The organism is Nitrogeniibacter aestuarii, from assembly GCF_017309585.1.
GTDB classification, from domain to species: domain Bacteria; phylum Pseudomonadota; class Gammaproteobacteria; order Burkholderiales; family Rhodocyclaceae; genus Nitrogeniibacter; species Nitrogeniibacter aestuarii.
Window position 1 is genome coordinate 4,332,788 of the sequence record NZ_CP071321.1, and the last position, 25,502, is coordinate 4,358,289.

The window sequence follows — 25,502 nt, forward strand, 5'->3', positions numbered from 1 at the left end:
GCTTTTCCGGGGGCGGGCGCCACCGCTCAGCGGCGGCGGCGAGCCACCGCGCCGACCAGGCCCACGCCGGCCACCAGCATCGCCCAGGTCTCGGGCTCGGGCACCGGTGCCAGCGCATACAGGGTGGTGGTCGAGGAGACCTCATTGGACACGGCCAGGAAGTAGCTGCCGTTCATCTTGAAGGCCTTGAGGCCCTCGGGCGACAGGTCATTGGCGCCGACGATCATGTCGATGAACGAGGCGTTGGCCGGATCGGTGATGTCGTACATGGCGATGGCGCTCTCGGTGGTGCGCTCAAGGCCGATGAAGGCAATGGTGCGCCCGTCGATCTCGAGCAGGCTCACGCCTTCGGCCTCGACGCCCTTGTTGTCGCTGCGCCCGTCGTCGTAGATGCCCAGATCGTTGGCCACGATCTCGAGCATGTTGCCCGAGTCGAACACCTGGTTGCCGTTTTCGTCCCAGATGGAGAAGGATCGGCCGCCGAACGCGACCAGGTCACCCGCGGTGGTGTCGATGGTCGACACGGTGATGCGCTGGTATTCGGTCGGCAGCCCGGAGACCACGTCCTTGGCGCGGGCCTCGTCGCTTTCGTCGGCGCGGGCGTCGCCCTCGTTGGCGGTCACGAAGTAGGTCTGGCCGTTGGCCTCGTAGGCGGCAATCGCGTCGGGCTGGTACAGACCACGCACATTGACCGGCACCGGGTTATAGACGCCGTCCTTGTCGTAGATGTCGATGGCGTTGCCCGGCTGCGAGAAGTCCTTGGTGCCCAGACCGACCAGCTGGGTGAAGCTGCCGCTGTTCAGGTCCAGCATGCCGACGGCGTTGGCCTCCTGCAGGGTCACGAACGCCTTGGTGCTGTCAGCCGACACGGCGATGTACTCGGGCTCGATATCGGCCAGGGTGGCGGAGCGCACCCCGTTGATCTGCGGCACGCCAGACAGGCTGGCGGTGCTCACCGAACGGCTGGCCACATCGATGATCGACACGCTGCCGAAGGGGTCCACGCCACCGGCGGGCTCGCCCTCGTTGGCCACCAGCACGCGGGTGCCATCGGGCGTGAACGTGACCATGTCGGGTAGCGCACCCACAGTCACGAACCCGTCCGCCGCCAGCGTGGTGGTGTTGAAAAAGCGCACCGTTCCGGCATCGGTCACCGTCGGCGCCGCCACGGCCACAGCTGCCAGACCGTTCTTGACGCTGACGCTGTTGATGGTGCCGAAGGCGGACAGATCGATGCTGCTCACCAGCGAGCCGTCGGTCACGCTGAGCACGTCGATCCGGTCCGGGTTGGTGACCCAGAGGGTATTGGTGAGGGTGTCGACATCCACGATCTCGGCGGCCCCACCGGCTTCAGATGTGGACCACAGCTGGCTCCAGCCGATGCTCGGCGTGGTGGCCGCCTGGGCGAAAGAACAACCGAATGCGGCAGCGACAACGACTGCCGTGGCGAGCGGTTTGCGGATCATGACCTCTTCCTTTTCTTTTTTGAACGCAGCACGACGCCCGCATCGGCGCCGCAGAAAGGAAGCAGTTTTGCCAGCGAAGGTTACGCGGTCGTGACAGGTGCCGCGCGGGCGCGCAGCGTGCGCACCCCCAGGAACGCGCAGAAGCCCAGCGCCAGGTAAGCGCCCATGCCCAGGCTCAGATCCAGGGTGGAGACCCACAGCAGCGGCGCGAACACGGCCGCAGTCACGGCGTTGGTGGCCGTTTGCATGAAACTCTGGCAGCTCGACACCATCCCCCGGCGCGCCGGAAACAGATCCAGCGCCATCAAGGTCAGGCTGGGCATGGCGATGGACATACCCATCACATAGAACGGCAGGGGGAGGATGCTCTGCGGCAGCCCCGGCGGCAATGTGGCGTTGACCAGCACATTGACGCACTCGGCCAGCCCCATGCAGATGTAGCCGGCCAGGATGGTGCGCATGGGCGTCCAGCGTGTCGCCAGGCGACCGGAGATCCATGCGCCGACCATCATGCCGATCATCACCGGGATGAACAGCCAGCCGAAGCCCTGGGGCGAAATGCCCAGGTGGTCCACCAGGAACGCCGGGGCCGAGAGCACATAGAGGAAGAAGCCGTTGAAATTCAGCGCCACGGCCGCCGCGATGAGCAGGAACTGCCCGTTGCGCAGCACCGAACTGTATCCGCGTGCCACGTTGGCCGGATGCAGGCTCTGGCGCTTGTCCTCGGGCAGGGTCTCGGGGAGCTGGAAATAGGTCACCACGCCCAGCACCGCGCCGAGCATTGCCAGAAACCAGAAAATGCCCTCCCACGGGAACACCGCCAGAATGGCGCCGCCGATGATCGGCGCGACGGCCGGTGCAATGGCGAACATCATCACCACGCTGGACATCAGCTTCTGCGCCTGCGGGCCGTCGAGCACGTCGCGCACCACAGCCCGCCCCACAACAATACCCGCGCCACCGCACAAACCCTGCAAGGCGCGCCCGACCCACAGCCACTCGATGCTCGGCGCCAGGGCGCAGACAACGGACGCAAGCACGTACAGGCCGAGCGCGGCGAGGATGATCCGCCGACGGCCGAAACTGTCGGACAGCGCCCCATGCCAGAACACCATGAGGGCAAAGGGAATCAGATAGGCGGAGAGCGTCAGCTGGACATCGTAGCGGCTCGCCCCCAGGTCCGCCTCGATCTCATGGAACGCAGGCAGATAGGTGTCGATCGAGAACGGCCCGATGGCCGCCAGTGCCGCCAGAATGACCGCCAGAAAGCGGGTGGAAACGGGCATGAGTTGGGGAATGGCTGTTTTCGTTGGTATGCAGCGAGTGTAACGCCAAGCCGCTTGCTCATGCGTTGCGGTGGTCCGGCAACAGGGCCCGCCCTCAGGGCTGACAGAAAAGCACGAACATGTAACCGACCCCGGCAATGAGCGCGACGACCAACAGCGCAATCACGGCCAGCACCGCAGCCACGAGGAACTGACGCTCGTGAACGCATGCGCGGATGGCGTGGGCGAGCCCGGCAAGACCGAAAAACAGCGGCGTGAAGGCAAAGCCCAGGGGATAAATCAGATAGATCGTACCGATACTGCTCGTATCCCCCGACGGGCCCCGCGGCATGGAACCGAAGCGTTCGGCGCAATAGACGGTGACCGGAATCATGAGCACCCCGACCACCGCGAAGATCCAGGTGAGCATACCGACGGCGGCCCTTCGGTCTTTGGCCACGGCACTCATCGCGAAGCGCTCGAGTTCAATGCGTTGCGCCGGTACTGCACCGCCTCGGCCACATGCGCACGACCGATGACGCCCGCGCCCGCCATATCGGCCAGCGTCCGGGCAACCCGGAGCACACGGTCATGACCACGGGCCGACAGCCCGAGCCGATCAATCGCACGGGCCAGCATCTGGCGGCCTGCGTCGTCCACCTGAGCATGCGCGCGCAGTGCCTCGCCGGCAAGACGGGCATTGGGCGTCCCCTGCCGTTCCATGGCGATACTGCGCGCTGCACGCACCCGCTCGCGCACCACACTCGATGCCTCCCCCGGCTGCGCCGCGTGCAGCTCATCGGCCGTGAGCGCCGGCACTTCGAGCATGACATCGATGCGGTCGAGCAAGGGGCCGGAGAGTTTGCCGCGGTACCGCGCCACCTGATCCGGGCTGCACCGGCAGCGCCCGCGTGGGTCGCCCAGATAGCCACACGGACAGGGGTTCATCGCCGCGACCAGTTGAAACCGTGCAGGAAAGCGCGCACGATGCTTTGCCCGCGAGACATCCACGTGCCCCGTCTCCAGCGGCTCGCGCAAGGCCTCGAGCACCCGGCGATCGAACTCGGGCAGTTCGTCGAGGAATAGAATTCCATGGGTTGCCAAGGAAATTTCGCCAGGCGACGGAATACTGCCACCGCCGATCACTGCCGCCACGGACGATGAGTGGTGCGGGCTGCGGAAGCTGCGTTGCCCCCAACGCGCGATATCGAAGCTGCCCGACAAGGAATACACCGCCGCCGAGGCCAGTGCCTCACCCTCGGTCATGGGCGGCAGAATGCCCGGCAGACGCTGCGCGAGCATGGATTTTCCGGTGCCCGGCGAACCGAAGAACAAGAGCGAGTGCCCGCCGGCCGCCGCTACCTCCAATGCGCGCCGGGCTTCCATCTGCCCTTTCACGTCGGCCAGATCCGGCACCGCCACCACCTCGCTGCCTGCATCCGGCACGGCGGGTCTGGGCAGGCTGTCATGGCCGTTCAGATGCGCCACCACGGCCAGCAGGCTCTCCGCCGCGAGCACCTCGGCATTGCGAACCAAGGCGGCTTCACGCGCACTGTCGGTGGGCAGGACGAGCGTGCGGTTGGCGTCACGCGTCTTGAGCGCCATGGCCAGCGCGCCGCGCACTGGCCGCAGCAGCCCCGTGAGCGACAGTTCGCCCGCGAACTCGTGGCCTTCAAGAGACGCCGGTTTGATCTGATCGGAGGCCGCCAGAATGCCCAGAGCGATGGCCAGATCGAAGCGCCCGCTTTCCTTGGGCAGATCGGCTGGCGCCAGATTGACAGTGATGCGCCGCGCGGGAAACTCGAACTGACTGGTCTGGATGGCGGCGCGGACGCGGTCGCGCGCTTCGCGCACTTCGGTGTCCGGCAGCCCCACGAGGGAGAACGCCGGCAATCCATTGGCGAGGTGAACTTCCACGCTGACCGGGGGCGCATCCATGCCATCCAGGGCACGGGTAAGAACTATGGCGAGACTCATGGTGCCGAAGTCTAGCGCCCGGCAACGGCCATGTATTCGTCATAGTTCACTTTCGCCCATGATGGCGACCATTGAGCCCGGCCCGAGGGCGTGACACCATGTGCGGATGATCGAGTCTGTTTCCCTGATGCCGTGTGACGCGCACGTCCATCTGGACGCCGTCACCGAGATCCTCAACGACGCCATCGTGAATTCGACGGCGCTGTACGACTATGCGCCACGGTCGCGCGAACGCATGCTGGCCTGGTTCGACACCAAACAGGCGGCGGACCATCCGGTCATCGCGGCGGTGGATGCCCGGGGCACACTGCTCGGCTTCGCCACCTACGGCCCGTTTCGGGCGTTTCCGGCCTACAAATACACCGTGGAGCATTCGGTGTACGTGCATCGGGACCATCGTGGCCGGGGACTCGGGCGGCAGTTGCTCGGTGCCATCGTGGACGCGGCCGAGGCGGCTGGACTGCATGCGATGGTCGGCGCTGTCGATGCAGACAACACGGACAGCATCGCGCTCCATGAGTCCATGGGTTTCGTTCGGGTCGGCGCCCTGCCTCAAGTGGGCTTCAAATTCGGCCGCTGGCTCGATCTGGTCCTTCTCCAGCGCATTCTCGCCGGCCCCGCGGACCCGATGGACGGCTGAGCGCAGTTCAACTGCGGCGCACGGCCACCATGTGATTGTCCCAGCGCACCTGCGCGAAATCGGCGCGGCGCGTGGCGTCGCCCACCGGCTCCAGCCGACCATGTCCATCCGAGGCCCACAGTTCGCCATCGGCGGCGGCGAGGCCGCAGACGTCGCCCTGTTCATGGTGACCGAGGTAGTCGCCCTCGGCGCTCCAGTTGAGCACCACGCCGCCGCGCGGTGAGGACACCGCAAAGCGACTGCCATCTTCGGTAAACGCCACGCTGCCGCAGTAGTGCTGCAGGCGATGGCGGATGTCGTCGGGCGCCCACAGCATCTGCAGCGGCTGGCCGCGGCGGTGCAGCGCCATCATGGGCGGGTCGTCCGCCTTGTCGCCCTCGTACTGCATGGCAATGGCGACCCGGTCGTCGGCACCGAGCGCGATGTGACGGATACTGAGCTGGTGCCACTGCGCTGGCGGCTCGACTTTCTCGAGCAAGGCACCTGTTTTTCGATCCACATAGGCCAGGTTCGGCGCCATGGTGGGCAGATTGAGCTTGGCGCGCGGCGTGTCCGGGTGGGTGAGAATGCCGCCGTTGGCCACCACCAGGGTCTCGTCATCAGCAGCCAGCAGCAATTCGTGCGGACCCACGCCATGGCTGGCGAACTCATCCACCTTGCGCCAGCCGTCGGTGGTGTCGAGCACGCCGATGCGGCCCTCGCCCGCCTCGAAGTCATTCTCCACCACATAGAAGAGCCGACCATCCGCACTGAAGACCCCGTGGCCGAAGTAATGACGATCCGGTGCCGAGCGCAGGCTGGCCACCAGCGTGCGTTCGACCACGTCGATCACGCGCAGGAAGTCGCCCGGTCGACGCGCCACCACCACCGCCGTGCGGCCATCTCGCGACAGGGCGATGTCGTGACCACGCGCGGGCAGCGGCAGGTCAAGCAGCACGCGTCCGGTGGTGTCGAACAGGGTGGCAAAGTAGCGTCCGCCCCCGTCAGCGCGGCAGCTGAGCAGTTGCGCGCCCTGCGGGCTGGCCACGAGACGCGACGTGGTCGCGCCCGCAGCCACCGCAGCGAGCCCTTTGAGAAAGCGTCGTCGATCAATCGCCATCGAGGTTGTTGAATCCCAGTGTCAGATCCAGGGCAGGCGCCAGATCGCTGCCGACCATGGTTTTGAGCTCGGAGACCCGTGCGCGCAGCGTCTCGACCTTCGGTCGTTCGACCGGATCGGCCACGGCCTCGTCGAGCGGCTTGCCGATGGCCTCGAGCGCATCGAGCGCGGCCGCCCAGGCCTTCTCCAGCTTTCCGTCGAGTCCGACCGCCTTGGCGCGCGCCTTGTATCCGACGCGGTACAGCGCACGGGTGGCGTTCAGATTTTCACGAATGGCCGCCAGTGACAGTCCGCTGCGCCAGCCCTCGGCGCGGGTGCCGCGGGCGTATTTCAGTTCGCTGCCCAGAGGCAGGGCGAGCTTCTGTGCCACCACCCGTTCCAGTTCGGTGTTGATGCTGCCGAGCAATTCGCCATCGCGCTCGGCCGCGTCCTCGGGCGGCGAGGGCGTGGCCCAGTTGCGGACGATATCGGCCGACATGGTGGCCAGGTTCTCACCAATGGTGCTCAGCACCTTGCAGCGCGCATCGAAACCCGGCGCATCGTATCGGTCGATGCCCTCACCGTAGAGCAGCCGCTCCATGGCGCTGAAGCCCTGAACCGCCACCGTTCCGTTGGCAAAGGCATCCGGCTCGAGCACCGACGGGTCCTTGCCGACGTCGGCCGTCAGGCGGACGAGGTGCTTGCCGACCGTGCCGTGTTTGTCGGGCCACAAGTCGAAGCGGTATTCGCGCATGAACAATTGCACCGCACCGAAGCGGATGTGCTGGGCCCCCTGCCAGGCGATGAAGGCGGGGGCAAAGGCCTGCCTGGTGGCATCGAGCGTTGCCCCGGACGGCCGCGCGCAGAACGCCTTGGCCGCCGACTGCAGCGTGGCGGTGGTGCCGGCCAGCTGTGTGTAGGCGGGCTGAATGTGCGCCGTCGTGGTGCGCTCGACAAAGTCGTCCGGCGTCTCGGCGCGCGCAACAGCGATCGCCAGTGGCGCAAGCAGGAGGGCAATCAGGCGGCGCATCACAGGCTCTCCACGAATCGGATCAGGGCTTCCCGGTCTGCCGCCGGCATGGCGGCCACCGCATCGCGCTGGGCCCGGGCTTCGCCCCCGTGCCAGAGGATGGCTTCGAGCACACCACGGGCACGCCCGTCGTGCAGGTACTGGTTGTGGCCATTGACCATCGGCGTCAGACCGATGCCCCACAGGGGCGGCGTCTTCCATTCGCGGCCATTGGCCATGCCTTCCGGGCGGCCATCGGCCAGCCCCTCGCCCATGTCGTGCAGCAGCAGGTCGGTATAGGGCCAGATGTGCTGGTCGCGTTGCTCGGGCGCCACGGCCTCGTCGGCACGGGTCTGGTAGCTCGGCGTGTGGCATCCGGTGCAACCGGTCTCGTAGAACAGCCGCTTGCCGGCGAGCACCTGAGGGTCGCCCGCGTCACGGCGCGCCGGTACGGCCAGATTGCGCGCATAGAACGTCACCAGTGCCATGACCTCCTTGCCCGCTTCGAGGTTGTCGTATTGCGGACTGTTGCCATCGGGCGCTTTGCGGCAGTCGACCTGCGCCTCCGTGCATTCGCCCCAGCCGTAGGGATTGAAGGGCGTCGAGATGCCGATATCGCCCGTGAAGGCCCCCTGCGACTGCTCATCCACGCTCGGGGCGCCCGCCTTGTGGCCGAAGCGGCCGAGCCGGGGCGCGTTGGCCGAAGGGCTCCAGACCCGGTTGGGCCGGCCGGAGATGCCATCGCCGTCCGCGTCGTCCGGGTCGGCCTTGGCAAGAATGTCCTTGTCGGAAATGGCTTCGAGCAGGCCGAGGCCGAGCATCTGGGGCGCCACCCGGGGCGAGAGCATCGCCTGCGGATGCAGCGGGCCGTAGCCAAGATCTTCCGCGCTGTAGGTGGGCTTGCGCAGCGTGACCACGGTGCCGTCGGCGAGCTTCACCGGCATGGGTTCATAACGCACCCGGAGGCGATATTCCGCCTTGTGACCGGCAATGGCGAAGTCCTGCAACTGGGTGCCATAGACCGGATCGGGAATGTTGTTGACCCGGTGCTCGGCGAGCAGGCGACGGTCTTCATCGGTCTGCGGCGGAATGCTGATGCGCAGGAACATGGACACCGCGTTGTCGTCATCGCCCTCGGGGGGATGACCCCGGCCGTCCTTGAGGTGGCAGCGCTGGCAGGAGCGCGCATTGTAGAGCGGGCCGAGGCCATCGGCGGCCTGCGTCGAGGCCGGGGCGCTCACCCACAGGCGCTTGAAGAATCCGTTGCCGATCTTGAACTGCATCTCGCGCTCGAAGGCCATGTTGGCCGACGGCTGCGAGAAGACGTCCTTGTTGATGCGCTTGTGATGGGTGGCCGCGCCGCCGGGCAGGGCCTCACCGGCTTCGGGTTGAGAGAAATCGATCGTCTTTGCCTCGACGGCCAGGCACAGGGGTGCCGCAGCGATCAGGACAAGGGCGGTGGCGTGTCGAGCACATGACTGCATGACTGGCTTCCGTTGGCGGGCAAGACATCAGCGCACTCCGGTGACCCCGCCGGACCACCGAAGCGCGCAATCCAGGTCTTACTGACCGACCTTGTCAGGCGCGTCGAGGCTGTCGGAGCCTTCGAAGGCGATGTGCTCCAGGCCCAGGGCAGTGACCGCCCCTTCAATGGCACGCGTCTGCGCCAGCAGGGCATCGATCGCGGCCTGGACCCGGGCATTGCCCTCGGCATTGCCCTCGCCGATCATCTGGTCATAGGCTTCGCCCGCCTTGGCACTGTCCACCAGCGCCTGCATGCGCGCCACGGTCTCGTCCAGACGCTGGCGCAGGGCGGCATCGACCTTCGGGTCCTTGGCGGCCACCAGATCCGCAAGGCTCGGGCCGCTCATCTTGCTGCCATCCACCTTGACGTAGGTGCCGGTGTAGACGTTTCGAATGCCCAGCGCATCGTTGTAGTGCGAGTAGTGGGTGTTGTCCGAGAAGCAATCGTGTTCTTCTTCCGGGTCGTGCAGCATCAGGCCGAGCTTCATGCGCTCACCGGCCAGCTCGCCGTACGAGAGACTGCCCATGCCACCCAGGATGGTCCCCAGCCCCTGCCCTTCGGGTGCCTCGACCACGGCTTGACGGGCCTCGCCACCCGGTGCCCACTGGGCACTCATCCATTCGAGTTCCTTGACCAGCAGATCGGTGGCCGCCTTGAGATACTGGGCACGACGGGCGCAATGGCCGCCGGTGCAGTGGGCCGGATCGAAATCGGTGGCCGGTCGCTGACCGGCGCCCGGGCCGTTTCCGTTCAGGTCCTGCCCCCACAGCAGGAATTCGATGGCGTGATAGCCGGTGGTGACGTTGGCCTCGATCTCGTCCACTTCGTGGAGCTGGGCAATCAGATCCTCGTCGATCTTGCTCGCATCGATGGTGCGACCGGACAGCTCGAGCTTTTCATGGGCAATGATATTGACCGTGTAGTACGGATTCTCGTCGGATTCGTCGCCGTAGCTGGCATCCACATAATCAATCAGGCCCTCGTCCAGCGGCCACGCATTCACCTTGCCTTCCCAGTCATCGACAATGGCGTTGCCGAACCGGTAGGCCTCGGTCTGCTGGTAAGGATGGCGTGCTGCCACCCAGGCCGCGCGCGCCGCGGCCAGCGTCTTGTCGTCGGGGTGGGCGATGAGCTCATTGACGGAACGCTGCAGTTGCTTTGCGGTGGACAGCGCGTCGCCATACACGGCCTGGGCCAGATCGGCGTAGTGAGTCATGACCGCCTGGCTGGAGGGTGCCGCCAGCGTGACGGTACTGAGGAGCGCCGTGATGGCGCCCGCAAGAATGCGTTTCATGGAACAACTCCCATTCGGTTTGAGGCCTGGGCGACATGAGACGTCACCCGCTTCGATTTCGTTCTTGCGAATGGTAATGCGAATTGTTCTCAGTTTCAAACGTATTTTGCCGCCGCGCTTCTTCCGGCGCGATTTACCGGACCACGCCACCCCGGCGCTCAAGCCGCGCTGCGCTGCTCCACGGCGTCACTGGCTTCCAGAATCAAGGCCGGATTGTTGTCTTTCAGACGCAGGTGGTCGGAGAGCATGCGGCGCCATTGACGGGCACCCGGCATGCCCTGATACAGACCGAGAATATGCCGGCAGATCGTCTTGAGGGGCACCCCTTCGGCCACCTGCGCTTCGGCAAAGGCGGCCATGGCTTCGGCCACCTGACGACGGGTCGGTGGCGGATGATCGTCGCCCCAGGCGCGGGCGTCGGCGTCCACCAGCATCCAGGGGTTGTGGTACGCCTCGCGCCCGATCATGACGCCATCCACGTGGGCCCATTGCGGCTCGACCTGATCCCAGTTGGTGAAACCGCCGTTGATATGGATTTCCAGCGCCGGGAACGCGGTTTTGAGCCGGTGGACATAGTCGTACTTGAGCGGCGGAATCTCCCGGTTCTCTTTCGGCGACAAACCATTGAGGATGGCATTGCGAGCATGGACGACGAACACCGTGCATGCACTGCGCTGGTGCACCCGCCCGACGAAGTCTTCCAGATAGTGATAGTCCTCGATGTTGTCGATGCCAATCCGGTGCTTGACCGTCACCGCGATGCCGACCCGGTCCTGCATGGCCTTCAGGCAATCGGCCACCAGATCCGGCTCGGCCATCAGGCAGGCGCCGAACGCCCCCGACTGCACGCGCTCTGACGGGCAGCCTACATTGAGATTTACCTCGTCGTAGCCCCATTGTTCGGCCAGCTCGGCGCATCTGGCCAGGTCGGCAGGGTCACTCCCCCCCAGCTGAAGCGCCAGCGGATGCTCGCAGTCATCGAAGCGCAGGAAACGCGCCGCGTCGCCATGGATGAGCGCGCCAGTGGTCACCATCTCGGTGTACAGATAGACACGGCGGGAAATCTGGCGGGCAAAGTAACGGTAGAACCGGTCCGTCCAGTCGAGCATGGGCGCGATGCTCACGCGTCGGGCGGACAGGTCGGCAGGGGCAGGAGAAGACATGGAGGAACCAGGGTCAGGAGCGAAAAACGGCCCTTACGGGCCGTTTGTGTCGGCAAGGCGTGTGTCGCGCGTCAGTCAGCCGACTTGGCGGCGAGCTGCGCTTCGAGCTCGGTCACACGTTTTTCCAGGGCGGTGAGCTGCTCGCGTGCACGGCTGAGCATCTCTGCCTGGATGTCGAATTCTTCGCGCGTGACCAGATCCATGCGGGTAAAGGCACTGCTGGCCATGGCCTTGACGTTCTTTTCAATGTCCTTGGCCGGAGAGTTGGCCGCGATCTCGGACAGTTTGCCGGCAATCTGGTCCAGGAAGCTGGTGGGATTCATGGCGCGTACTCCTCGAAAGTCTGTATCGGGGCCATTTTCCCGCAAAAGAGCCCGGTGTGCACTTGTAAACAGCCCGGCGCCACCGTGAAATATTCCGTCACAAATAGCTCGATATGTGCACCGTTCAGGTGCGCACCATTATTGTGCATCATTTTGGTGCGCGCGATTTTTTCGGTGCGCTGCACCGCACAACCCGACTCGTTTTCACCGTAACCCATTGATTTACGGTTCCAAAAAAACTGGCACGCTTCATGTTAATAGGTCTGCGCAAGTTTATTTTCTGAGGACCCCTCATCATGCGTAAGAACCTGATCTCTGCTGCACTGGCAGCATCCTTCCTGGCCAGTGCCGCCGGTGTTGCCCAGGCCGAAGAGAGCCCGATTTCCGCCAACGTGACGTTCACGTCGGACTACGTCTATCGCGGTATCTCCCAGTCCAACGAGAACTTCGCCGTGCAGGGTGGTTTCGACTACGCCCACGACAGCGGCTTCTACATCGGCACCTGGGCGTCGAGCATCGACTGGCTCGACAAGGGTGGCGCCGAGGTTGACGTGTATGTCGGCTTTGGTAACAGCATCGGCGACACCGACTTCAGCTACGACGTCGGCGTGCTGCAGTACTTCTATCCGGGTGGCGAGATCGACGGTGAAGATGCCGACACCACCGAAGCCTACATCGGTGTGGGCTGGAAATTCCTGTCCTTCACCTACTCCTACGCTTTCACCGACCTCTTCGGCGTGCCCGACTCCGACGGTTCCGAGTACTACGACCTGTCGGCTGACTTCGATATCGGCGCCGGCTTTGGCCTGGGCGCTCACGTCGGTCGCCAGAAAATCGAAGGTGGCGGCAGCTACAACGACTGGAAGCTGGGCGTGACCAAGGACTTCGTCGGTCTGACCTTCGGTCTGGACTACATCGACACCGACATCGACGACACCGACGGCGCCGACGAGCGCATCGTGTTCTCCGTCACCAAGTCCTTCTAATCACATCTCTCACGGCGGGGCCTTGCCCCGCCCATGGAACCACAGGGAGCTGTCATGAAATACCTGATCGCCATCATCAAGCCCTTCAAGCTGGACGAAGTGCGTGAAGCCCTGTCCGCCATTGGCGTGCAAGGCATCACCGTGACCGAAGTCAAAGGCTTCGGTCGCCAGAAAGGCCACACCGAGCTGTATCGCGGCGCTGAATACGTCGTCGATTTCCTGCCGAAAGTGAAACTCGAGGCCGCCATTCCCGCTGCCATCCTCGATCAAGCAGTCGAAGCCATCGAAAAAGCCGGCTCCACCGGCAAGATCGGCGACGGCAAGATCTTCGTGTTCGACCTGGCCCAAGCCATCCGGATCCGCACCGGTGAGACTGGCCCCGACGCACTCTGAGGAGCTATCAAAGAATGAATACCCTGCTCAAGACCCTACTTGGTGCGACGGCGCTGATCGCCGCACCCGCGTTCGCTCAGGACGCTGCTGTCATCGTCGATAAAGGCGACGTTGCATGGCTCATGGTTGCCACCCTGCTGGTGGTGTTCATGGCCGTCCCCGGCCTGGCCCTGTTCTACGGTGGTCTGGTCCGTTCCAAGAACATGCTCTCCGTGCTCATGCAGGTGATGTGCGTGTTCTCCCTCGGCGTCATCCTGTGGGCCTTCTACGGCTACTCCGTGGCCTTCACCGAAAGCTCCGCGTTCTTCGGCGGTCTGGACAAGATGTTCCTGTCCGGCATCACCATCGACTCGCTGGCTGACACCTTCACCGACAACGTGAAGCTGCCCGAGCTGCTGTTCGTCGCCTTCCAGGCCACGTTCGCCGGCATCACCTGCGCACTGGTGGTGGGCTCCTTCGCCGAGCGCATGAAGTTCAGCGCCGTGCTGCTCTTCACCATCATCTGGTTCACCTTCAGCTACCTGCCGATCTGCCACATGGTCTGGGGTCCGGGCGGCTACCTGCTCGAAGACGGCGCGCTCGACTTCGCTGGCGGTACCGTGGTGCACATCAACGCCGGTGTCGCCGGTCTGGTGGGCGCCTACCTGGTGGGCAAGCGTATCGGCTTCGGTCGTGAGTCCATGGCGCCGCACTCCCTGACGCTGACCATGGTCGGTGCATCCATGCTGTGGGTGGGCTGGTTCGGCTTCAACGCCGGTTCCAACCTGGAAGCCACTTCCGGCGCCGCACTGGCCTTCATCAACACCCTGGCCGCCACGGCTGCTGCCACCCTCTCCTGGGTTGCCGCCGAAGCCATCGCCAAGGGCAAGCCCTCCATGCTGGGTGCCGCTTCCGGTGCCGTGGCTGGTCTGGTCGCCATCACCCCGGCCTGCGGTTCCGTCGGCCCGATGGGTGCCATCGTGATCGGTCTGCTCGCCGGTGTGGTCTGCCTGTGGGGTGTGAATGGTCTGAAGCGCATGCTCGGTGCTGACGACTCCCTGGACGTCTTCGGCGTGCATGGTGTCGGCGGTATCCTGGGTGCCATCCTGACCGGTGTCTTCACGGCCCCGTCCCTGGGCGGTACCGGTGGTGAAGACTTCTCCATCGGCAGCCAGGTGTGGATCCAGACCTTCTCCGTGATCGTGACCATCGTCTGGTCCGGCGTGGTCTCCCTGATCGCCTACAAACTGGTCGATATCGTGATCGGTCTGCGCGTGCCGGAAGACGAAGAGCGCGAAGGCCTCGACATCACCGCACACGGCGAATCGGCTTACAAGTACTGATCCGCCTGAGCCCGGCACACTTCGGTGTGCCCGGCAGGAAACCCGGCGTGACCGCAAGGTCCGCCGGGTTTTTCTTTGCCCGCACGCGGCAATGTCAGCCTTTCCCGATTGACCTCCCGCGACTAGACTCTGTGTGCCACGCACCAAGTCATGCGCATGCCGTTGGAGTGGCAGCCCGCAGCCGTGAGGGAGAGACAATGACCGCAAGAGCCGGCCTCATCTGCGCCATTGACATGGCGACGCGCCTCGCGGCCGCCCCGCCACGGGCAAACGACACCGAAGCGATGAAGGCCGACCTCGATTTCGTCGCTTATCACGGTGGCACCATCGCCACCGCGCATCGATCCCGACCGATCAGCCCGCGCTCATCGACTGCAACACCGGCTCGCCGTCCGCTCAGGCCGGCTTCGCCTCGCGGGTCGCCAGCCACGAAAACGCGCGCATTCTTCAAGGCGGCATCGACGCGTGGCGAACAGCCCGTACGACTCCGTGACACGCTCGAATGCCCGTGTCCTGAACCTCGCTTGACTTCAGGGCTCGAACCCTCATCTAGCTGATGAATCATTGACCGATCGGGGGACTCCCACATGGAGTATGTCGACTATTACGGCGTGCTCGGCGTCGCGCGCGATGCCACTGCGGACGAGATCAAGAAAGCCTTCCGCAAGCTCGCACGCAAATACCATCCGGACGTCTCGAAAGAGCCGGATGCCGAAGCTCGCATGCAGGAAATCAACGAAGCCTATGCCGTGCTCTCCGACCCGGAGCGCAAGGCGGCCTTCGACAACCTGGGCAAGGGCTACGCCGGCGGGCAGGATTTCACCCCGCCACCAGGCTGGGATTCGGGTTTCGAGTTCTCGGGTGAGGGCATGTCACCTGAAGATGCCGCCCGCTTCTCGGCCTTCTTCTCGGAGATGTTCGGCGGCATGGGCGGCGATCCCTTCCATGGCCACGGCCGAAGCCATCGCCACACCCAGGGGCAGGACCACCACGCCCGTATCCAGCTCGATCTGGAAGACAGCTTCACCGGCCCGACGCGGCAGCTCAGCCTGCAGGTACCGATGATGGACGCCCACGGTCGCGTACAGCTCAACACGCGCACCCTCCAGGTCAAAATCCCGGTCGGCATCCGTGCCGGCCAGATCATCCGCCTGGCTGGGCAAGGTCATGCCGGCCCGAGCGGAACACCCGCTGGCGACCTGCTGCTGGAAGTGAGCTTCCGCCCGCATCCACGCTTCCAGATCGACGGGCGCGACCTGAGCATGGAACTGCCTGTCAGCCCCTGGGAAGCCGCGCTGGGCGCCGTCGTCCCGGTGCCGCTGCCGGTCGGCAGCGTCAAGGTGCGCATCCCCGCTGGCGCCCAATCCGGCCAGTCGCTCACCGTCCGTGGCAAGGGCCTGCCCGGCAACCAGCCCGGCGATCTCATGCTCAAGCTCAAGGTCGTCCTGCCCAAGGCAGACACCGACGAAGCCAAAGCCCTCTACGAACGCATGGCCACCGAACTGGCCTTCGACCCGCGCGCCACGACCGGAGGTTGATCCATGAACACCAAAGACATCATGAACCCCACCGTGCTCGACGACTGCTGGCTCACCGTCGACCAGCTCGCCGCCGCGTGCGCGGTCGAGGTCACGTGGCTGCATCAACGCCTTGACGAGGGCTTCTTCCCCCATGCCGAGTGCGTGGCCGGCGTCTGGCGCTTCAACGGCCCCTGCCTGCAGCGGGCTCGGCGGATGCGGGAGCTGGAACGCAACTTCGACGCGGAGCCAGAACTGGCGGCGCTGTTTGCGGACATGCTCGATGAGATGGACCGGATGCGGGCGGAGTTGCGGCGGATGGGGTTGCGGTAGCTCTGCGGTGACATCTGCACGACCCGGTCAATGGCGCAGTAGGCCGGATAAGCGCAGCGCCATCCGGCACAGCGGTGCGCCCACGATGCACGACTACCGGATAGCGCTTCGCTTATCCGGCCTACGCAACTAAGAAGTGTTGCGTCAGCTACAAACCTGAAGCGGCCCATCCTTGGTAGGGCGCAATAACCAGCGGGCATTGCGCCGGATGTATTGCCGAGGCACTATGGAAAGCCATTCGGCGCAATGCCCGTTGGTTATTGCGCCCTACGCGAGCTAGCCAGAGACGCCAACGTCTCGGCAGCTGAAATATCTCACCCCGATCTCACCTTGAAATTGTCTTTAATGCATCTACTATTCCAATTGGGTTCAGGAAGAGTGCAATTAAGGAGCAGATGCCATGACGAAGAGCGGAAAACCGAAATTTGGATACTGGATAGGGCTATCGACTATCTGCATTGCTTTCGTTGCAGCCTGTGCCCCCAAATCATCGGTCACGACTGAGCGCTGCAACGGGGTGAATGCCTTGATTGCGCAGGAGATAACTCAGAACAACACCATAGACACCTCCCTCGTCTTGGCGAGCAAATTCTCAGCGGCAGCAGAGGCAGACGCCGAAAAAATGGTTTTAATAAAAGCTGGTTCTGGCGAAGTTAATTTTGAAGGCAAACTCGGACGCGAAATTAAAACAGTAGTAGCAACGAAGACTAAAGTTACGACTGAATTTTTTCAACAGGACCATAGCTTTGCGCAGGTCGCATGCTGGTTCGACGATATATTGAGTCGAAAAAATATCTCTAAGGATGACAGGAGAAAGTTTGAACAATTCAGACAAGAAATAGCCAAAAACCGGGTCACGTATCTAGATGCATTGACGGGATTAAAAAAAAATTAGTAAATTTAATTCGTAGCTACATTTTGCTTTCTGGATATTCGAATGAATTACCAGAAAAATGGCCGGCAGGCCCAAAAGCTTATGAAGCATACGTTAGAAAGCATATTTCAGCAATTGGGGTTTCCAGTGCAGAACTGAGTCGCGATACTTTTTTTCTTGGGCACATAACTGATAGATATTCTCGAGTTTTCCCAAGAACAAACGAGACCCTACTCAACCTCGGCAGAAGAGCATTAACGAACCCCCAAAATAGAGAAAGAGTCAATTATTACTCGTGCATAGCAGCCACCACTCTAGGAGAAATCTTGGCAGGCTTCACCGACCCCAATGTGCGCCAAGCTTGCTATCGAGACAAAGTCCGGTCTGACGACTGCATGCTCCTTATTAATGGCCAACTAGAAAAGTATTCGCAGTTGAAAATAGGTTATGATTTTTATGGTGTTTGCGGAAAATACGTCCTGAAGAAATACTATCCAGACGCACAACAGTAGCGCCCACTTTACCCGCTTCCAATGCCTCGCCTTGAGGTACCCAGCACCCTCAATCATCAACCCAATAGCAAAAAGGCACCCGCAGGTGCCTTTTTTATTAATCCACCGAAACGATCAACGAAACACGATCGTCTTCCGCCCATGCACCAGCACCCGGTCTTCCAGGTGGTAGCGCAGGCCGCGCGCCAGCACGGTTTTCTCGATGTCCTTGCCGTAACGCACCATGTCTTCGACCGCGTCGGAGTGGTCGATGCGGATCACGTCCTGCTCGATGATGGGGCCCTGGTCGAGGTCTTCGGTCACGTAGTGGCAGGTGGCGCCGATGAGCTTGACGCCTTTATCCCAGGCCTGGTGGTAGGGCTTGGCACCGACAAAGCTGGGCAGGAAGCTGTGGTGGATGTTGATGATGCGGCCCGGGTAGGCGGCGCACAGGCCCGGCGAGAGGATCTGCATGTAGCGGGCGAGCACCATGGTGTCACCGCGCACTTCCTCGAACAGGCGCTGCACTTCGGCGTAGGCCGAAGCCTTGTTGTCGGCGGTGACGGGGACATGGTGGAAGGGGATGCCGTGCCACTCGACAAAACCGCGCAGGTCGGCGTGGTTGGAGATCACGCAGGGGATCTCCACGTCCAGTTCCTTGCTCTTCCAGCGGGCGAGCAGGTCGTAAAGGCAGTGTTCCTGCTTTGACACCAGCACCACCACGCGCTTCTTGACCGCCGAGTCGGTGATCTTCCAGTCCATCTGCAGTTCGTCCGCCAGCGGTTTGAAGCGCTCGCGGAATTCGGCCAGATGGAAGGGAATGGAATCGGCGCGGATCTCGATGCGCATGAAGTAGCGACCAACCTCCTCACCGGCTTTCGGTGGCTCGGCATGAAGGGAGGTTTCCAGAATCCAGCCGTTCAGATCGGCGACGAAGCTGGAGACTTTGGCGACGATGCCGACCTGATCGGGGCAGGAGGCCGACAGGGTGAAGAAGCGTTCTCGGTGCATGGTGTCTTCATTGCGACGCCTTGTGGGCGCCGCGCTCGTGTCAGATGCGCTCGGAGGCGGCGAGGATCTCGGCCATGAGCTGGTCGTAATCGCGAGTGACCGGGAACTGCGGGAATTCGTCGATCACATTCTGCGGCGGGCAGAACAGGATACCGGCGTTCGCTTCGCCCAGCATGTTGGTGTCGTTGTAGGAGTCGCCCGCGGCGATCACCTTGAAATTGATTTCCTTGAAGCGCTGCACGGCTTCCTGCTTCTGGTTGGGCATGCGCAGGTGGTAGTTCACCACGAAGCCGTCCGCATCGGTCTCGAGCTTGTGGCAGAACAGGGTCGGCAGACCGAGCTGGACCATGAGCGGCTTGGCGAACTCGTAGAAGGTGTCGGACAGGATGATGACCTGAAACCGGTCGCGCAGGGCGTCGAGAAAGTCCTTGGCGCCGGGCAGCGGGCTGAGGGAGCCAATCACCTTCTGGATGTCGGGCAGACCCATCTTGTGCTCGCGCAGGATGTCGAGCCGGTACTGCATGAGCTTGTCGTAGTCGGGCTCGTCGCGGGTAGTGCGCTTGAGCGCTTCGATACCGGTGACGTTGGCGAATTCGACCCAGATTTCCGGAATCAGAACGCCTTCGAGATCAAGACAGACGAGTTGCACGGGATCAGCCCTTGTGGTCATGAAGGAATTGGGCCGCATTCTATCAGGGATACGCGTGCTTGCTGCGTGCATCGGGACACAAAGGCCGTTGATTTCTCACTGCTTTGCCGGCAACGGAAAGCTTGCAAAAGGACTCAACATACGGCAACGTACGGTTACTTGCCCGGGCACGGGCGAGCACCCAGAATGGGCGTAGCAACCCACACCACCAAAACACGGGAGGAGAGAGCTCATGTCGCAGGAAGTGATCGTGTCGTTCGGCGCCGGGCAGGAGTATGAATTCATGGTGCATGCGGACGACAAGGCCGGCATGGACAAGGACAGCGCGCGCGCCTGGCTGGCCGCCGAGTTCGAGGATCTGGAATGCACGCCGAGCAACCCCATGGGCAAGGTGCTCGTGCTCGACATGATTCTCAACGTCGCCAAGTACGGCGGCGAACAGCGCTTTGCCGAAGGCGGTGACTGGGCAAAACGCTTCGCCGCCACTGTGGCCACGTCGCTGGACCGCCCGGCGGTGAAGGTGGATGTGGCCGCTTTTGTGGTCGGCTAAGGGGCGGCACGCCAGCACAACAGCAAAAAGCCCGCATTCGCTGCGGGCTTTTTGCTGGGCACGCGGCGCCTAGTGACCGAGCCGGAAGAGCCCGACACTGGCCAGGAAGTTGTGATCTTCCTTGACCAGCTCGCCCCGGTCGAAACCCAGCCCCTCGTGGATCTTGATGCCGTGCATGGCGCACAGGGCCTCGAAATCGGCGATGGTGAAGAAACGCACGTTGGGGGTGTTGTACCACTGATAGGGCAGATCCTCGCCCACGGGCATATGCCCCTGAAGGATGGATTCGCGGTGTTTCCAGTAGGCAAAGTTGGGGAAGCTCACCACCGCCTCGCGCCCCACCCGCAGCATCTCTTCCAGAATGCCCACGGTGTTGTGCACAGCCTGCAGCGACAGGCTCATGATCACGTGGTCGAAGTAGCCGTCCTCGAACCCGGCCAGGCCTTTCTCCAGATCGATCTGCAGCACGTTGACGCCGTTGGCGACGCAGGCACGCACATTGTCCGGGTCTTTCTCGACCCCGTAGGCGAGCACCTGGCGGCTGTCTTCGAGGTAGCGCAGCAACTGGCCGTCACCACACCCCAGATCCAGCACCCGTTCCCCGGGTTCGATCCAGGCGGCGATCACTTCGTGGTCGTATCTTAAACTCTTCATTGTCCGAGACTATCTCCACTGTGACTCGGCGTGCCGCCCGTCCGCCGGGCCGCCCCAGGGGCGGGCGCCGCCCCCTCGGGGGGCAGCGAACGAAAGTGAGTGTGGGGGCACTTCATATACGATCGAACCAGGCGGACAACACGCCGTGGTACTGGGGGTCATCGAGCAGGAAAGAGTCATGACCGGCCGCGCATTCCACCTCGGCGTAGCTCACGTTGCGGCGGTTATGCAGCAAGGCGTTGACGATCTCGCGGCTGCGCTCGGGCGGGAAACGCCAGTCGGTCGAGAACGACACCACCAGAAAGTCCGCCTGCGCGTTGGCCAGCGCGGTATTGAGATTGCCGCCGTACTCGAAGGCCGGGTCGAAGTAATCGAGCGCCTTGGTGGTCAGCAGGTAGGTGTTGGCATCGAAGTAGCCGGCGAACTTGGTGCCCTGGTAGCGCAGGTAGGATTCGATCTCGAATTCCACATCAAAGCTGTACACCTGCTTGCCGTGGCGCAGGTTGCGCCCGAACTTGGTGGCCATGGCGTCGTCGGACAGGTAGGTGATGTGACCGATCATGCGCGCCAGTTTCAGCCCGCGCTCGGGCACGACGCCATGGGCGTAGAAGTTGCCGCCATGGAACTCCGGATCGGTCAGGATGGCCTGGCGCGCCACTTCGTTGAAGGCGATGTTCTCGGTCGACAGCTTGGGCGCCGCGGCAATCACGGCGGCACTACCGACACGGTCGGGGTAGCGCAGCGTCCATGAGAGTGCCTGCATGCCGCCGAGACTGCCGCCCACAATCGCGGCAAAGCGCTTGATGCCGAGCCTGTCGGCCAGACGCGCCTGGGAGTCGACCCAGTCTTCCACGGTCACGAACGGGAAGTCGGCGCCATAGGCGACCCCCGTGGCCGGATTGATCGACGCCGGGCCCGTGCTGCCGTAGCACCCGCCCAGATTGTTCACGCCGATCACGAAGAATTTGCGCGTATCGAGCGGCTTGCCCGGGCCGATGAGGTTGTCCCACCAGCCCTTGTTCTCGGGCGCGTCGGCGTAATGGCCGGCCAGATGGTGGGAGCCGGACAGGGCGTGGCAGACCAGCACGGCATTGCTGCGCTCGGCGTTCAGTTCGCCATAGGTCTCGAAGACCAGTTCGTACTCATCGAGCTGACCGCCACTTTTCAACGCCAGCGGCGCTTCAAAGCGCATGCGTTGTGGCTCGACCACCCCGACGGATTGAGGTTGCGTCATGTTCGTCCAGAAAAACAAAAACCCGGTCGGCGTCTGGCGCGGACCGGGTTGCCCTCGCTTTAGCCGAATTTTTTGAGCGCCCGCAAGCTGATGTCAAATCGGCGCTGATAGCTGTGAAATTAGCCGCCCTTGGCCGGCTTGTCAAACCGAAAGCCGTTCCACCGCCTCGCGCACGCGCTCCTGCTCGTCCATCTTGAGGATGCGTTGCACCTTGGGCGCAAGGTCACCCACATCCGCCCGAAGGATCTCCTGCTTGACGCCCAGCAGCTGGGTTGGCTGCAAGGAGAAATACTTGAGGCCCATGCCCAGCAACAGGCGTGTGAACGCCACGTCGCCGGCCATTTCGCCACACACCGACACCGGCAGACCGAAGCGGGCCCCCGCCGAAATGGTGCCGCCAATGAGCTTGAGCACGGCCGGGTGGAGCGGATCGTACAGATGCGCCACCGCCTCGTCGGTACGGTCGATGGCCAGGGTGTACTGGATCAGATCATTGGTGCCAATGGACAGGAACTGCAGGCGGCGCACGAACATGCCCAGCGCCAGCGCCGCGGCCGGCACCTCGACCATGCCGCCGACCTCGACCTTGGGATCGAACTTCTGTTTGGCCTCGGTCAGTTGCGCTTTGGCCTGCTCGATGAGCGCCAGACTCTGATCCATCTCGTGGGCATGCGCCAGCATCGGCAGCAGGATCTTGATGGGTCCGTAGTGCGATGCACGCAGCAGCGCACGCAGCTGGGTGAGGAACATCTTCGGCTCCGACAGCGAATAACGCACTGCCCGGAGACCCAGCGCCGGATTGGTTTCGGTACTGCGCTTGCCGATGGTATCGAGCGCCTTGTCGGCACCCACATCCAGCGTACGGATGGTCACCGGCATGCCACCCATGTTCTTGAGCGCGGTGCGATAGGCTTCGAACTGCTCATCCTCATCCGGCAAGGCGTCGCGACCAAGGAAGAGGAACTCGGTGCGGAACAGGCCGACGCCGTCAGCCCCCACCTTCTTGGCCTCGGCGGCATCCTTGGGCAGCTCGATGTTCGCGAGCAGGGCGATCTGCTCGCCATCGAGCGTGGTGGCTTTGGCGCTCTTGAGTCTTTGCAGCTTGGAGCGCTCGAGCTCCAGCTCGGCCTGACGCAGCTTGTATTCTTCCAGGATGCGTTCGTCGGGGTCGATGATGACCACCCCGCGCGTCCCGTCGACGATGATCAGTTCTGCATCTTCGACCAGCTGACGCACGTTGTGCAGCGCCACCACGGCCGGGATACCCTGGCTGCGCGCCACGATCGCGGTGTGGCTGGTGGGCCCCCCCACATCGGTGACGAAGCCGGCAATGTTGTGATCGCGAAAACCGATGGTGTCTGCCGGCGACAGATCGTGGGCGACCACGATGGAGCCCACATCACTCTTCTTCTTGCGCGGCAGCCGTCCGGGGTGCCCGAGCAGCTCCTTGACCAGACGCTCCACGACCTGGATCACATCCGCCTTGCGCTCGCGCAGGTAGGCGTCCTCGATCTGATCGAACTGTTCCACCACCAGTTCCATACGCTGCACCAGCGCCCATTCGGCGTTGCAGCGGCGCTCCTCGATCAGGGTGCGCGCCGAGCCGATGAGCATCGGGTCGTGCAGGAACAGGATGTGCAGATCGACCAGTGCGCCCACCTCGGTATGGGCCTGGTGCTCGCCCGCCATGGCACGCAGCTCGGTCAGCTCACGCTGAACGGTCTCGATGGCAGCGTCGAATCGCTCCAGCTCATTTTTGAGCTGGCGCGGCGACACATGGTAGTGATTGACCTCGAGCAGCGCGTGCGAGACCAGATGCACATGGCCGATGGCAATACCGTTTGAAACGGGCAGTCCGTGCAGCGTAAAGGGCATGTCGCCAATAATCTCCCTGAGTGTGGTTCAGGCCCGCCGGTTTCAACCGGCTTGTTGTCGGGGCCGTGCGCGGCGTCTATTCGTCTTCTTCGAACCGGTCATTGATCAGACCGACCACAGCCTCCAGCGCTTCCTGGGCCTTTTCGCCCTCGGTGTCGATGGTCACTTTCGCCCCCTTGGCCGCTGCCAGCATCATAACCCCCATTATGCTCTTGGCATTCACCCGACGGCCATCGCGTGAAATCCACACTTCGCAGGGGAAGCTGCTCGCCAGCTGGGTCAGCTTGGCCGAGGCACGCGCATGCAGCCCCAGCCGGTTGATGATTTCCACTTCCTGTTTCGGCATTCCCGTCCCGTTCCCTCTATTCACCCTCAAATCGGTTTCATCCGGACCACGCCGTCGCATGCGCCCGTGATGGCGCGCTCCACCAGCGCGCCCAATGTCCCTTGTTCCCGGTAGGTCAGCACCCGCATCAGCATCGGCAGATTGACCCCGGCCACCGCTTCGACCCGCCCCGGCTCGATGAGCCTGGCGGCCAGATTGGCGGGGCTCGCCCCGAAGATGTCGCACAGCACGAGCACGCCCTGCCCCTGATCGAGCGACGCCAGAAGGCTGCGCCCGTCTGCCAGCAGATCGCGCGGATCGTCCCGCGGCATGACCGCAAAGGCTTTCATGTGCATGGGGCAGCGATTCAATACATGGCAGGCACACTCGATGAGTGCCTCCCCCAGCGTGCTGTGTGTCACCAGCAGCAATCCGATCATGTCCGCCCCGTCTTAGGCCCTGCCGACGATTGTAGCCGAGCGCTACTGGCCTGTGGATAAGGGTTTGATCCGATCAATCGTCCAGCACGGTGTACTCGCTGCCGCCGAGCGGCTGCATGCGCTGGCCCATGGCATGGGTGACCTCGATGCGGCCATCGGCATCCACCCGCAGCACATGGTCGAGCCCGAAGCGGCGAGCCATCGCACGCCATTGATCCCCGGCAATGAAGATCGGCTTGCTCGCCACGTCGGAAAGCACCCCGGCCACGGCTCGCGGGGTCACCAGCACGGTCACCGCCTGGGTACCGGTGGCCGGCTCGCCCGTGCGCGGATCGAGCAGATGACTGTAGCGACGGCCGTTCAGTTCGAAATAACGCTGGTAATCGCCCGAGGTGCCGATGGCTTCGCCGTCGTACAGTGCAAGCGCGGCAATGGGCGTCGGTGCGCGCGGATGCTGGATGCCGATCTGCCAGGGGCGGTCGCCTTTCTTGCCCAGCGCCATGACATTGCCACCGATGTTGATGAGGGCGTTGGTCACGCCTTGCTGGCGCAGTATCGCCGCGGCACGGTCCAGCGCGTAGCCCTTGGCGTAACCCCCAAGATCAAGCTGCACTGCCGGGTTGTCGGACCACACCCGCTGACCATCGATGTGCAGGTCGTCCATGCTCGGTGCGCTGGCCAAGAGCGCCTTGACCGCCGCGGGGTCGGGCAATCGGGCCTCGAAGGTGTCGGTATGAAACCCCCACAGGGCAATGAGCTTGCCCAGTGCGGGATTGAACAGCTGATCGCCCGTGGCCGCCAGCGTCTTGGCCTCGCTCAGCATCGCGGCCAGTTCGGGCGAAACGGTGGCCGCTTCGCCACGGGCCAGCGCCGCATTCAGTTCGGTCAGCTCCGATGGCTCCCAGGCGTGATAGGCCCGGTGCATGCGGTCGAACTCACGCAGCACGGCCGCCATGGCCGTACCGGCGGCCGCTTCATCTTCGCCCCACACGGCCACTTCCACCCGGGTGCCGAACACATAGCTTTCGCGATGCCACACCTGGGGCCGATCACAGGCGGCGAGCAGAAAAACACTCAGGACAATGACAAGGAGGCGGCGCATCGACTC

Annotated in this window: 27 protein-coding genes; 8 read left to right on the plus strand and 19 right to left on the minus strand. The window is 63.4% G+C overall.

Annotated features, from left to right (window positions below; translation table 11 throughout):
• Window positions 1-26: 26 nt before the first annotated feature.
• The 4 genes from J0W34_RS20135 to J0W34_RS20150 form a co-directional block, all read right to left on the minus strand.
• Window positions 27-1,466: a choice-of-anchor I family protein gene (locus J0W34_RS20135; RefSeq protein ID WP_230969978.1), complete on the minus strand. Its 1,440-nt coding sequence runs from the start codon at window positions 1,464-1,466 to the stop codon at window positions 27-29.
• 80 nt (window positions 1,467-1,546) lie between these two features.
• Entirely contained in the window at window positions 1,547-2,752 is a 1,206-nt protein-coding gene (locus J0W34_RS20140) for a multidrug effflux MFS transporter (protein WP_230969979.1), read from the minus strand.
• A 94-nt stretch (window positions 2,753-2,846) separates the two neighbouring features.
• Entirely contained in the window at window positions 2,847-3,191 is a 345-nt protein-coding gene (locus J0W34_RS20145; protein ID WP_230969980.1) for a hypothetical protein, read from the minus strand.
• Window positions 3,192-3,196: 5 nt separating this feature from the next.
• Window positions 3,197-4,708: a YifB family Mg chelatase-like AAA ATPase gene (locus J0W34_RS20150; protein WP_230969981.1), complete on the minus strand. Its 1,512-nt coding sequence runs from the start codon at window positions 4,706-4,708 to the stop codon at window positions 3,197-3,199.
• 106 nt (window positions 4,709-4,814) lie between these two features.
• On the opposite strand from J0W34_RS20150, the gene J0W34_RS20155 reads away from it, so the two are divergent.
• Complete coding sequence (locus tag J0W34_RS20155) at window positions 4,815-5,348, plus strand: GNAT family N-acetyltransferase (RefSeq protein WP_227815992.1); 534 nt, start codon at window positions 4,815-4,817, stop codon at window positions 5,346-5,348.
• A gap of 7 nt (window positions 5,349-5,355) precedes the next feature.
• Here the strand turns inward: J0W34_RS20155 and J0W34_RS20160 are convergent, their stop codons facing one another.
• The 7 genes from J0W34_RS20160 to J0W34_RS20190 all read right to left on the minus strand — a co-directional run bounded on the left by J0W34_RS20160 (window position 5,356) and on the right by J0W34_RS20190 (window position 11,958).
• Window positions 5,356-6,447 (minus strand): DUF1513 domain-containing protein, encoded by a 1,092-nt coding sequence (locus J0W34_RS20160; RefSeq protein ID WP_230969982.1) that lies wholly within the window; start codon window positions 6,445-6,447, stop codon window positions 5,356-5,358.
• On the minus strand, window positions 6,437-7,456 hold the full coding sequence (locus J0W34_RS20165; RefSeq protein WP_230969983.1) for an imelysin family protein: 1,020 nt from the start codon (window positions 7,454-7,456) through the stop codon (window positions 6,437-6,439). Before J0W34_RS20165 ends, J0W34_RS20160 begins: the two co-directional genes overlap by 11 nt.
• On the minus strand, window positions 7,456-8,919 hold the full coding sequence (locus J0W34_RS20170; RefSeq protein ID WP_230969984.1) for a di-heme oxidoreductase family protein: 1,464 nt from the start codon (window positions 8,917-8,919) through the stop codon (window positions 7,456-7,458). The genes J0W34_RS20165 and J0W34_RS20170 overlap by 1 nt, the downstream gene beginning before the upstream one ends.
• Before the next feature lie 78 nt (window positions 8,920-8,997).
• Window positions 8,998-10,254, minus strand: coding sequence for an imelysin family protein (locus J0W34_RS20175; protein WP_230969985.1), 1,257 nt, complete (start codon window positions 10,252-10,254; stop codon window positions 8,998-9,000).
• 158 nt (window positions 10,255-10,412) lie between these two features.
• The gene (gene dusA / locus J0W34_RS20180; RefSeq protein ID WP_230969986.1) at window positions 10,413-11,417 is read right to left on the minus strand and encodes a tRNA dihydrouridine(20/20a) synthase DusA; all 1,005 of its coding nucleotides are present in this window, start codon (window positions 11,415-11,417) and stop codon (window positions 10,413-10,415) included.
• A 71-nt stretch (window positions 11,418-11,488) separates the two neighbouring features.
• The gene (locus tag J0W34_RS20185; protein ID WP_227815986.1) at window positions 11,489-11,740 is read right to left on the minus strand and encodes an accessory factor UbiK family protein; all 252 of its coding nucleotides are present in this window, start codon (window positions 11,738-11,740) and stop codon (window positions 11,489-11,491) included.
• Entirely contained in the window at window positions 11,737-11,958 is a 222-nt protein-coding gene (locus tag J0W34_RS20190) for a hypothetical protein (protein ID WP_230969987.1), read from the minus strand. The genes J0W34_RS20185 and J0W34_RS20190 overlap by 4 nt, the downstream gene beginning before the upstream one ends.
• 78 nt (window positions 11,959-12,036) lie before the next feature.
• Between J0W34_RS20190 and J0W34_RS20195 the strand changes: the two genes are divergently transcribed.
• The 6 genes from J0W34_RS20195 to J0W34_RS20220 all read left to right on the plus strand — a co-directional run bounded on the left by J0W34_RS20195 (window position 12,037) and on the right by J0W34_RS20220 (window position 17,186).
• A complete protein-coding gene (locus J0W34_RS20195; RefSeq protein ID WP_227815984.1) occupies window positions 12,037-12,726 on the plus strand; it encodes a TorF family putative porin in 690 nt (229 codons plus the stop codon).
• 54 nt (window positions 12,727-12,780) lie between these two features.
• On the plus strand, window positions 12,781-13,119 hold the full coding sequence (locus tag J0W34_RS20200) for a P-II family nitrogen regulator (RefSeq protein WP_227815983.1): 339 nt from the start codon (window positions 12,781-12,783) through the stop codon (window positions 13,117-13,119).
• A gap of 14 nt (window positions 13,120-13,133) precedes the next feature.
• Window positions 13,134-14,441: an ammonium transporter gene (locus tag J0W34_RS20205; RefSeq protein WP_230969988.1), complete on the plus strand. Its 1,308-nt coding sequence runs from the start codon at window positions 13,134-13,136 to the stop codon at window positions 14,439-14,441.
• 587 nt (window positions 14,442-15,028) lie between these two features.
• Window positions 15,029-15,979, plus strand: a complete 951-nt coding sequence (locus J0W34_RS20210; protein ID WP_230969989.1) for a DnaJ C-terminal domain-containing protein — start codon at window positions 15,029-15,031, stop codon at window positions 15,977-15,979.
• A 3-nt stretch (window positions 15,980-15,982) separates the two neighbouring features.
• Window positions 15,983-16,291 (plus strand): chaperone modulator CbpM, encoded by a 309-nt coding sequence (locus J0W34_RS20215; RefSeq protein ID WP_230969990.1) that lies wholly within the window; start codon window positions 15,983-15,985, stop codon window positions 16,289-16,291.
• Window positions 16,292-16,691: 400 nt separating this feature from the next.
• Window positions 16,692-17,186 carry a hypothetical protein gene (locus J0W34_RS20220; protein WP_230969991.1) on the plus strand — a complete coding sequence of 165 codons (495 nt, stop codon included), beginning with the start codon at window positions 16,692-16,694 and terminating at the stop codon, window positions 17,184-17,186.
• Window positions 17,187-17,791: 605 nt separating this feature from the next.
• Here J0W34_RS20220 and purU read toward each other — a convergent pair.
• Together purU and thrH are read right to left on the minus strand one after the other, a co-directional pair.
• Window positions 17,792-18,667 (minus strand): formyltetrahydrofolate deformylase, encoded by an 876-nt coding sequence (purU, locus tag J0W34_RS20225; protein ID WP_230969992.1) that lies wholly within the window; start codon window positions 18,665-18,667, stop codon window positions 17,792-17,794.
• A gap of 40 nt (window positions 18,668-18,707) precedes the next feature.
• Complete coding sequence (gene thrH, locus J0W34_RS20230; RefSeq protein ID WP_230971705.1) at window positions 18,708-19,316, minus strand: bifunctional phosphoserine phosphatase/homoserine phosphotransferase ThrH; 609 nt, start codon at window positions 19,314-19,316, stop codon at window positions 18,708-18,710.
• Window positions 19,317-19,548: 232 nt separating this feature from the next.
• Between thrH and J0W34_RS20235 the strand changes: the two genes are divergently transcribed.
• Window positions 19,549-19,866, plus strand: a complete 318-nt coding sequence (locus tag J0W34_RS20235; protein WP_227815977.1) for a hypothetical protein — start codon at window positions 19,549-19,551, stop codon at window positions 19,864-19,866.
• 69 nt (window positions 19,867-19,935) lie between these two features.
• On the opposite strand, the gene metW is transcribed toward J0W34_RS20235, so the two are convergent.
• The 6 genes from metW to J0W34_RS20265 all read right to left on the minus strand — a co-directional run bounded on the left by metW (window position 19,936) and on the right by J0W34_RS20265 (window position 25,496).
• Window positions 19,936-20,520, minus strand: coding sequence for a methionine biosynthesis protein MetW (gene metW, locus J0W34_RS20240; RefSeq protein ID WP_230969993.1), 585 nt, complete (start codon window positions 20,518-20,520; stop codon window positions 19,936-19,938).
• Between the two features lie 112 nt (window positions 20,521-20,632).
• Window positions 20,633-21,754: a homoserine O-succinyltransferase MetX gene (gene metX / locus J0W34_RS20245; RefSeq protein ID WP_230969994.1), complete on the minus strand. Its 1,122-nt coding sequence runs from the start codon at window positions 21,752-21,754 to the stop codon at window positions 20,633-20,635.
• A 141-nt stretch (window positions 21,755-21,895) separates the two neighbouring features.
• The gene (gene ptsP / locus J0W34_RS20250; RefSeq protein ID WP_227815974.1) at window positions 21,896-23,629 is read right to left on the minus strand and encodes a phosphoenolpyruvate--protein phosphotransferase; all 1,734 of its coding nucleotides are present in this window, start codon (window positions 23,627-23,629) and stop codon (window positions 21,896-21,898) included.
• A 76-nt stretch (window positions 23,630-23,705) separates the two neighbouring features.
• Window positions 23,706-23,975, minus strand: a complete 270-nt coding sequence (locus tag J0W34_RS20255) for an HPr family phosphocarrier protein (RefSeq protein WP_227815973.1) — start codon at window positions 23,973-23,975, stop codon at window positions 23,706-23,708.
• Between the two features lie 26 nt (window positions 23,976-24,001).
• Entirely contained in the window at window positions 24,002-24,394 is a 393-nt protein-coding gene (locus J0W34_RS20260; RefSeq protein WP_227815972.1) for a PTS sugar transporter subunit IIA, read from the minus strand.
• Between the two features lie 73 nt (window positions 24,395-24,467).
• Window positions 24,468-25,496 (minus strand): FAD:protein FMN transferase, encoded by a 1,029-nt coding sequence (locus J0W34_RS20265; protein ID WP_230969995.1) that lies wholly within the window; start codon window positions 25,494-25,496, stop codon window positions 24,468-24,470.
• Window positions 25,497-25,502 lie beyond the last annotated feature (6 nt).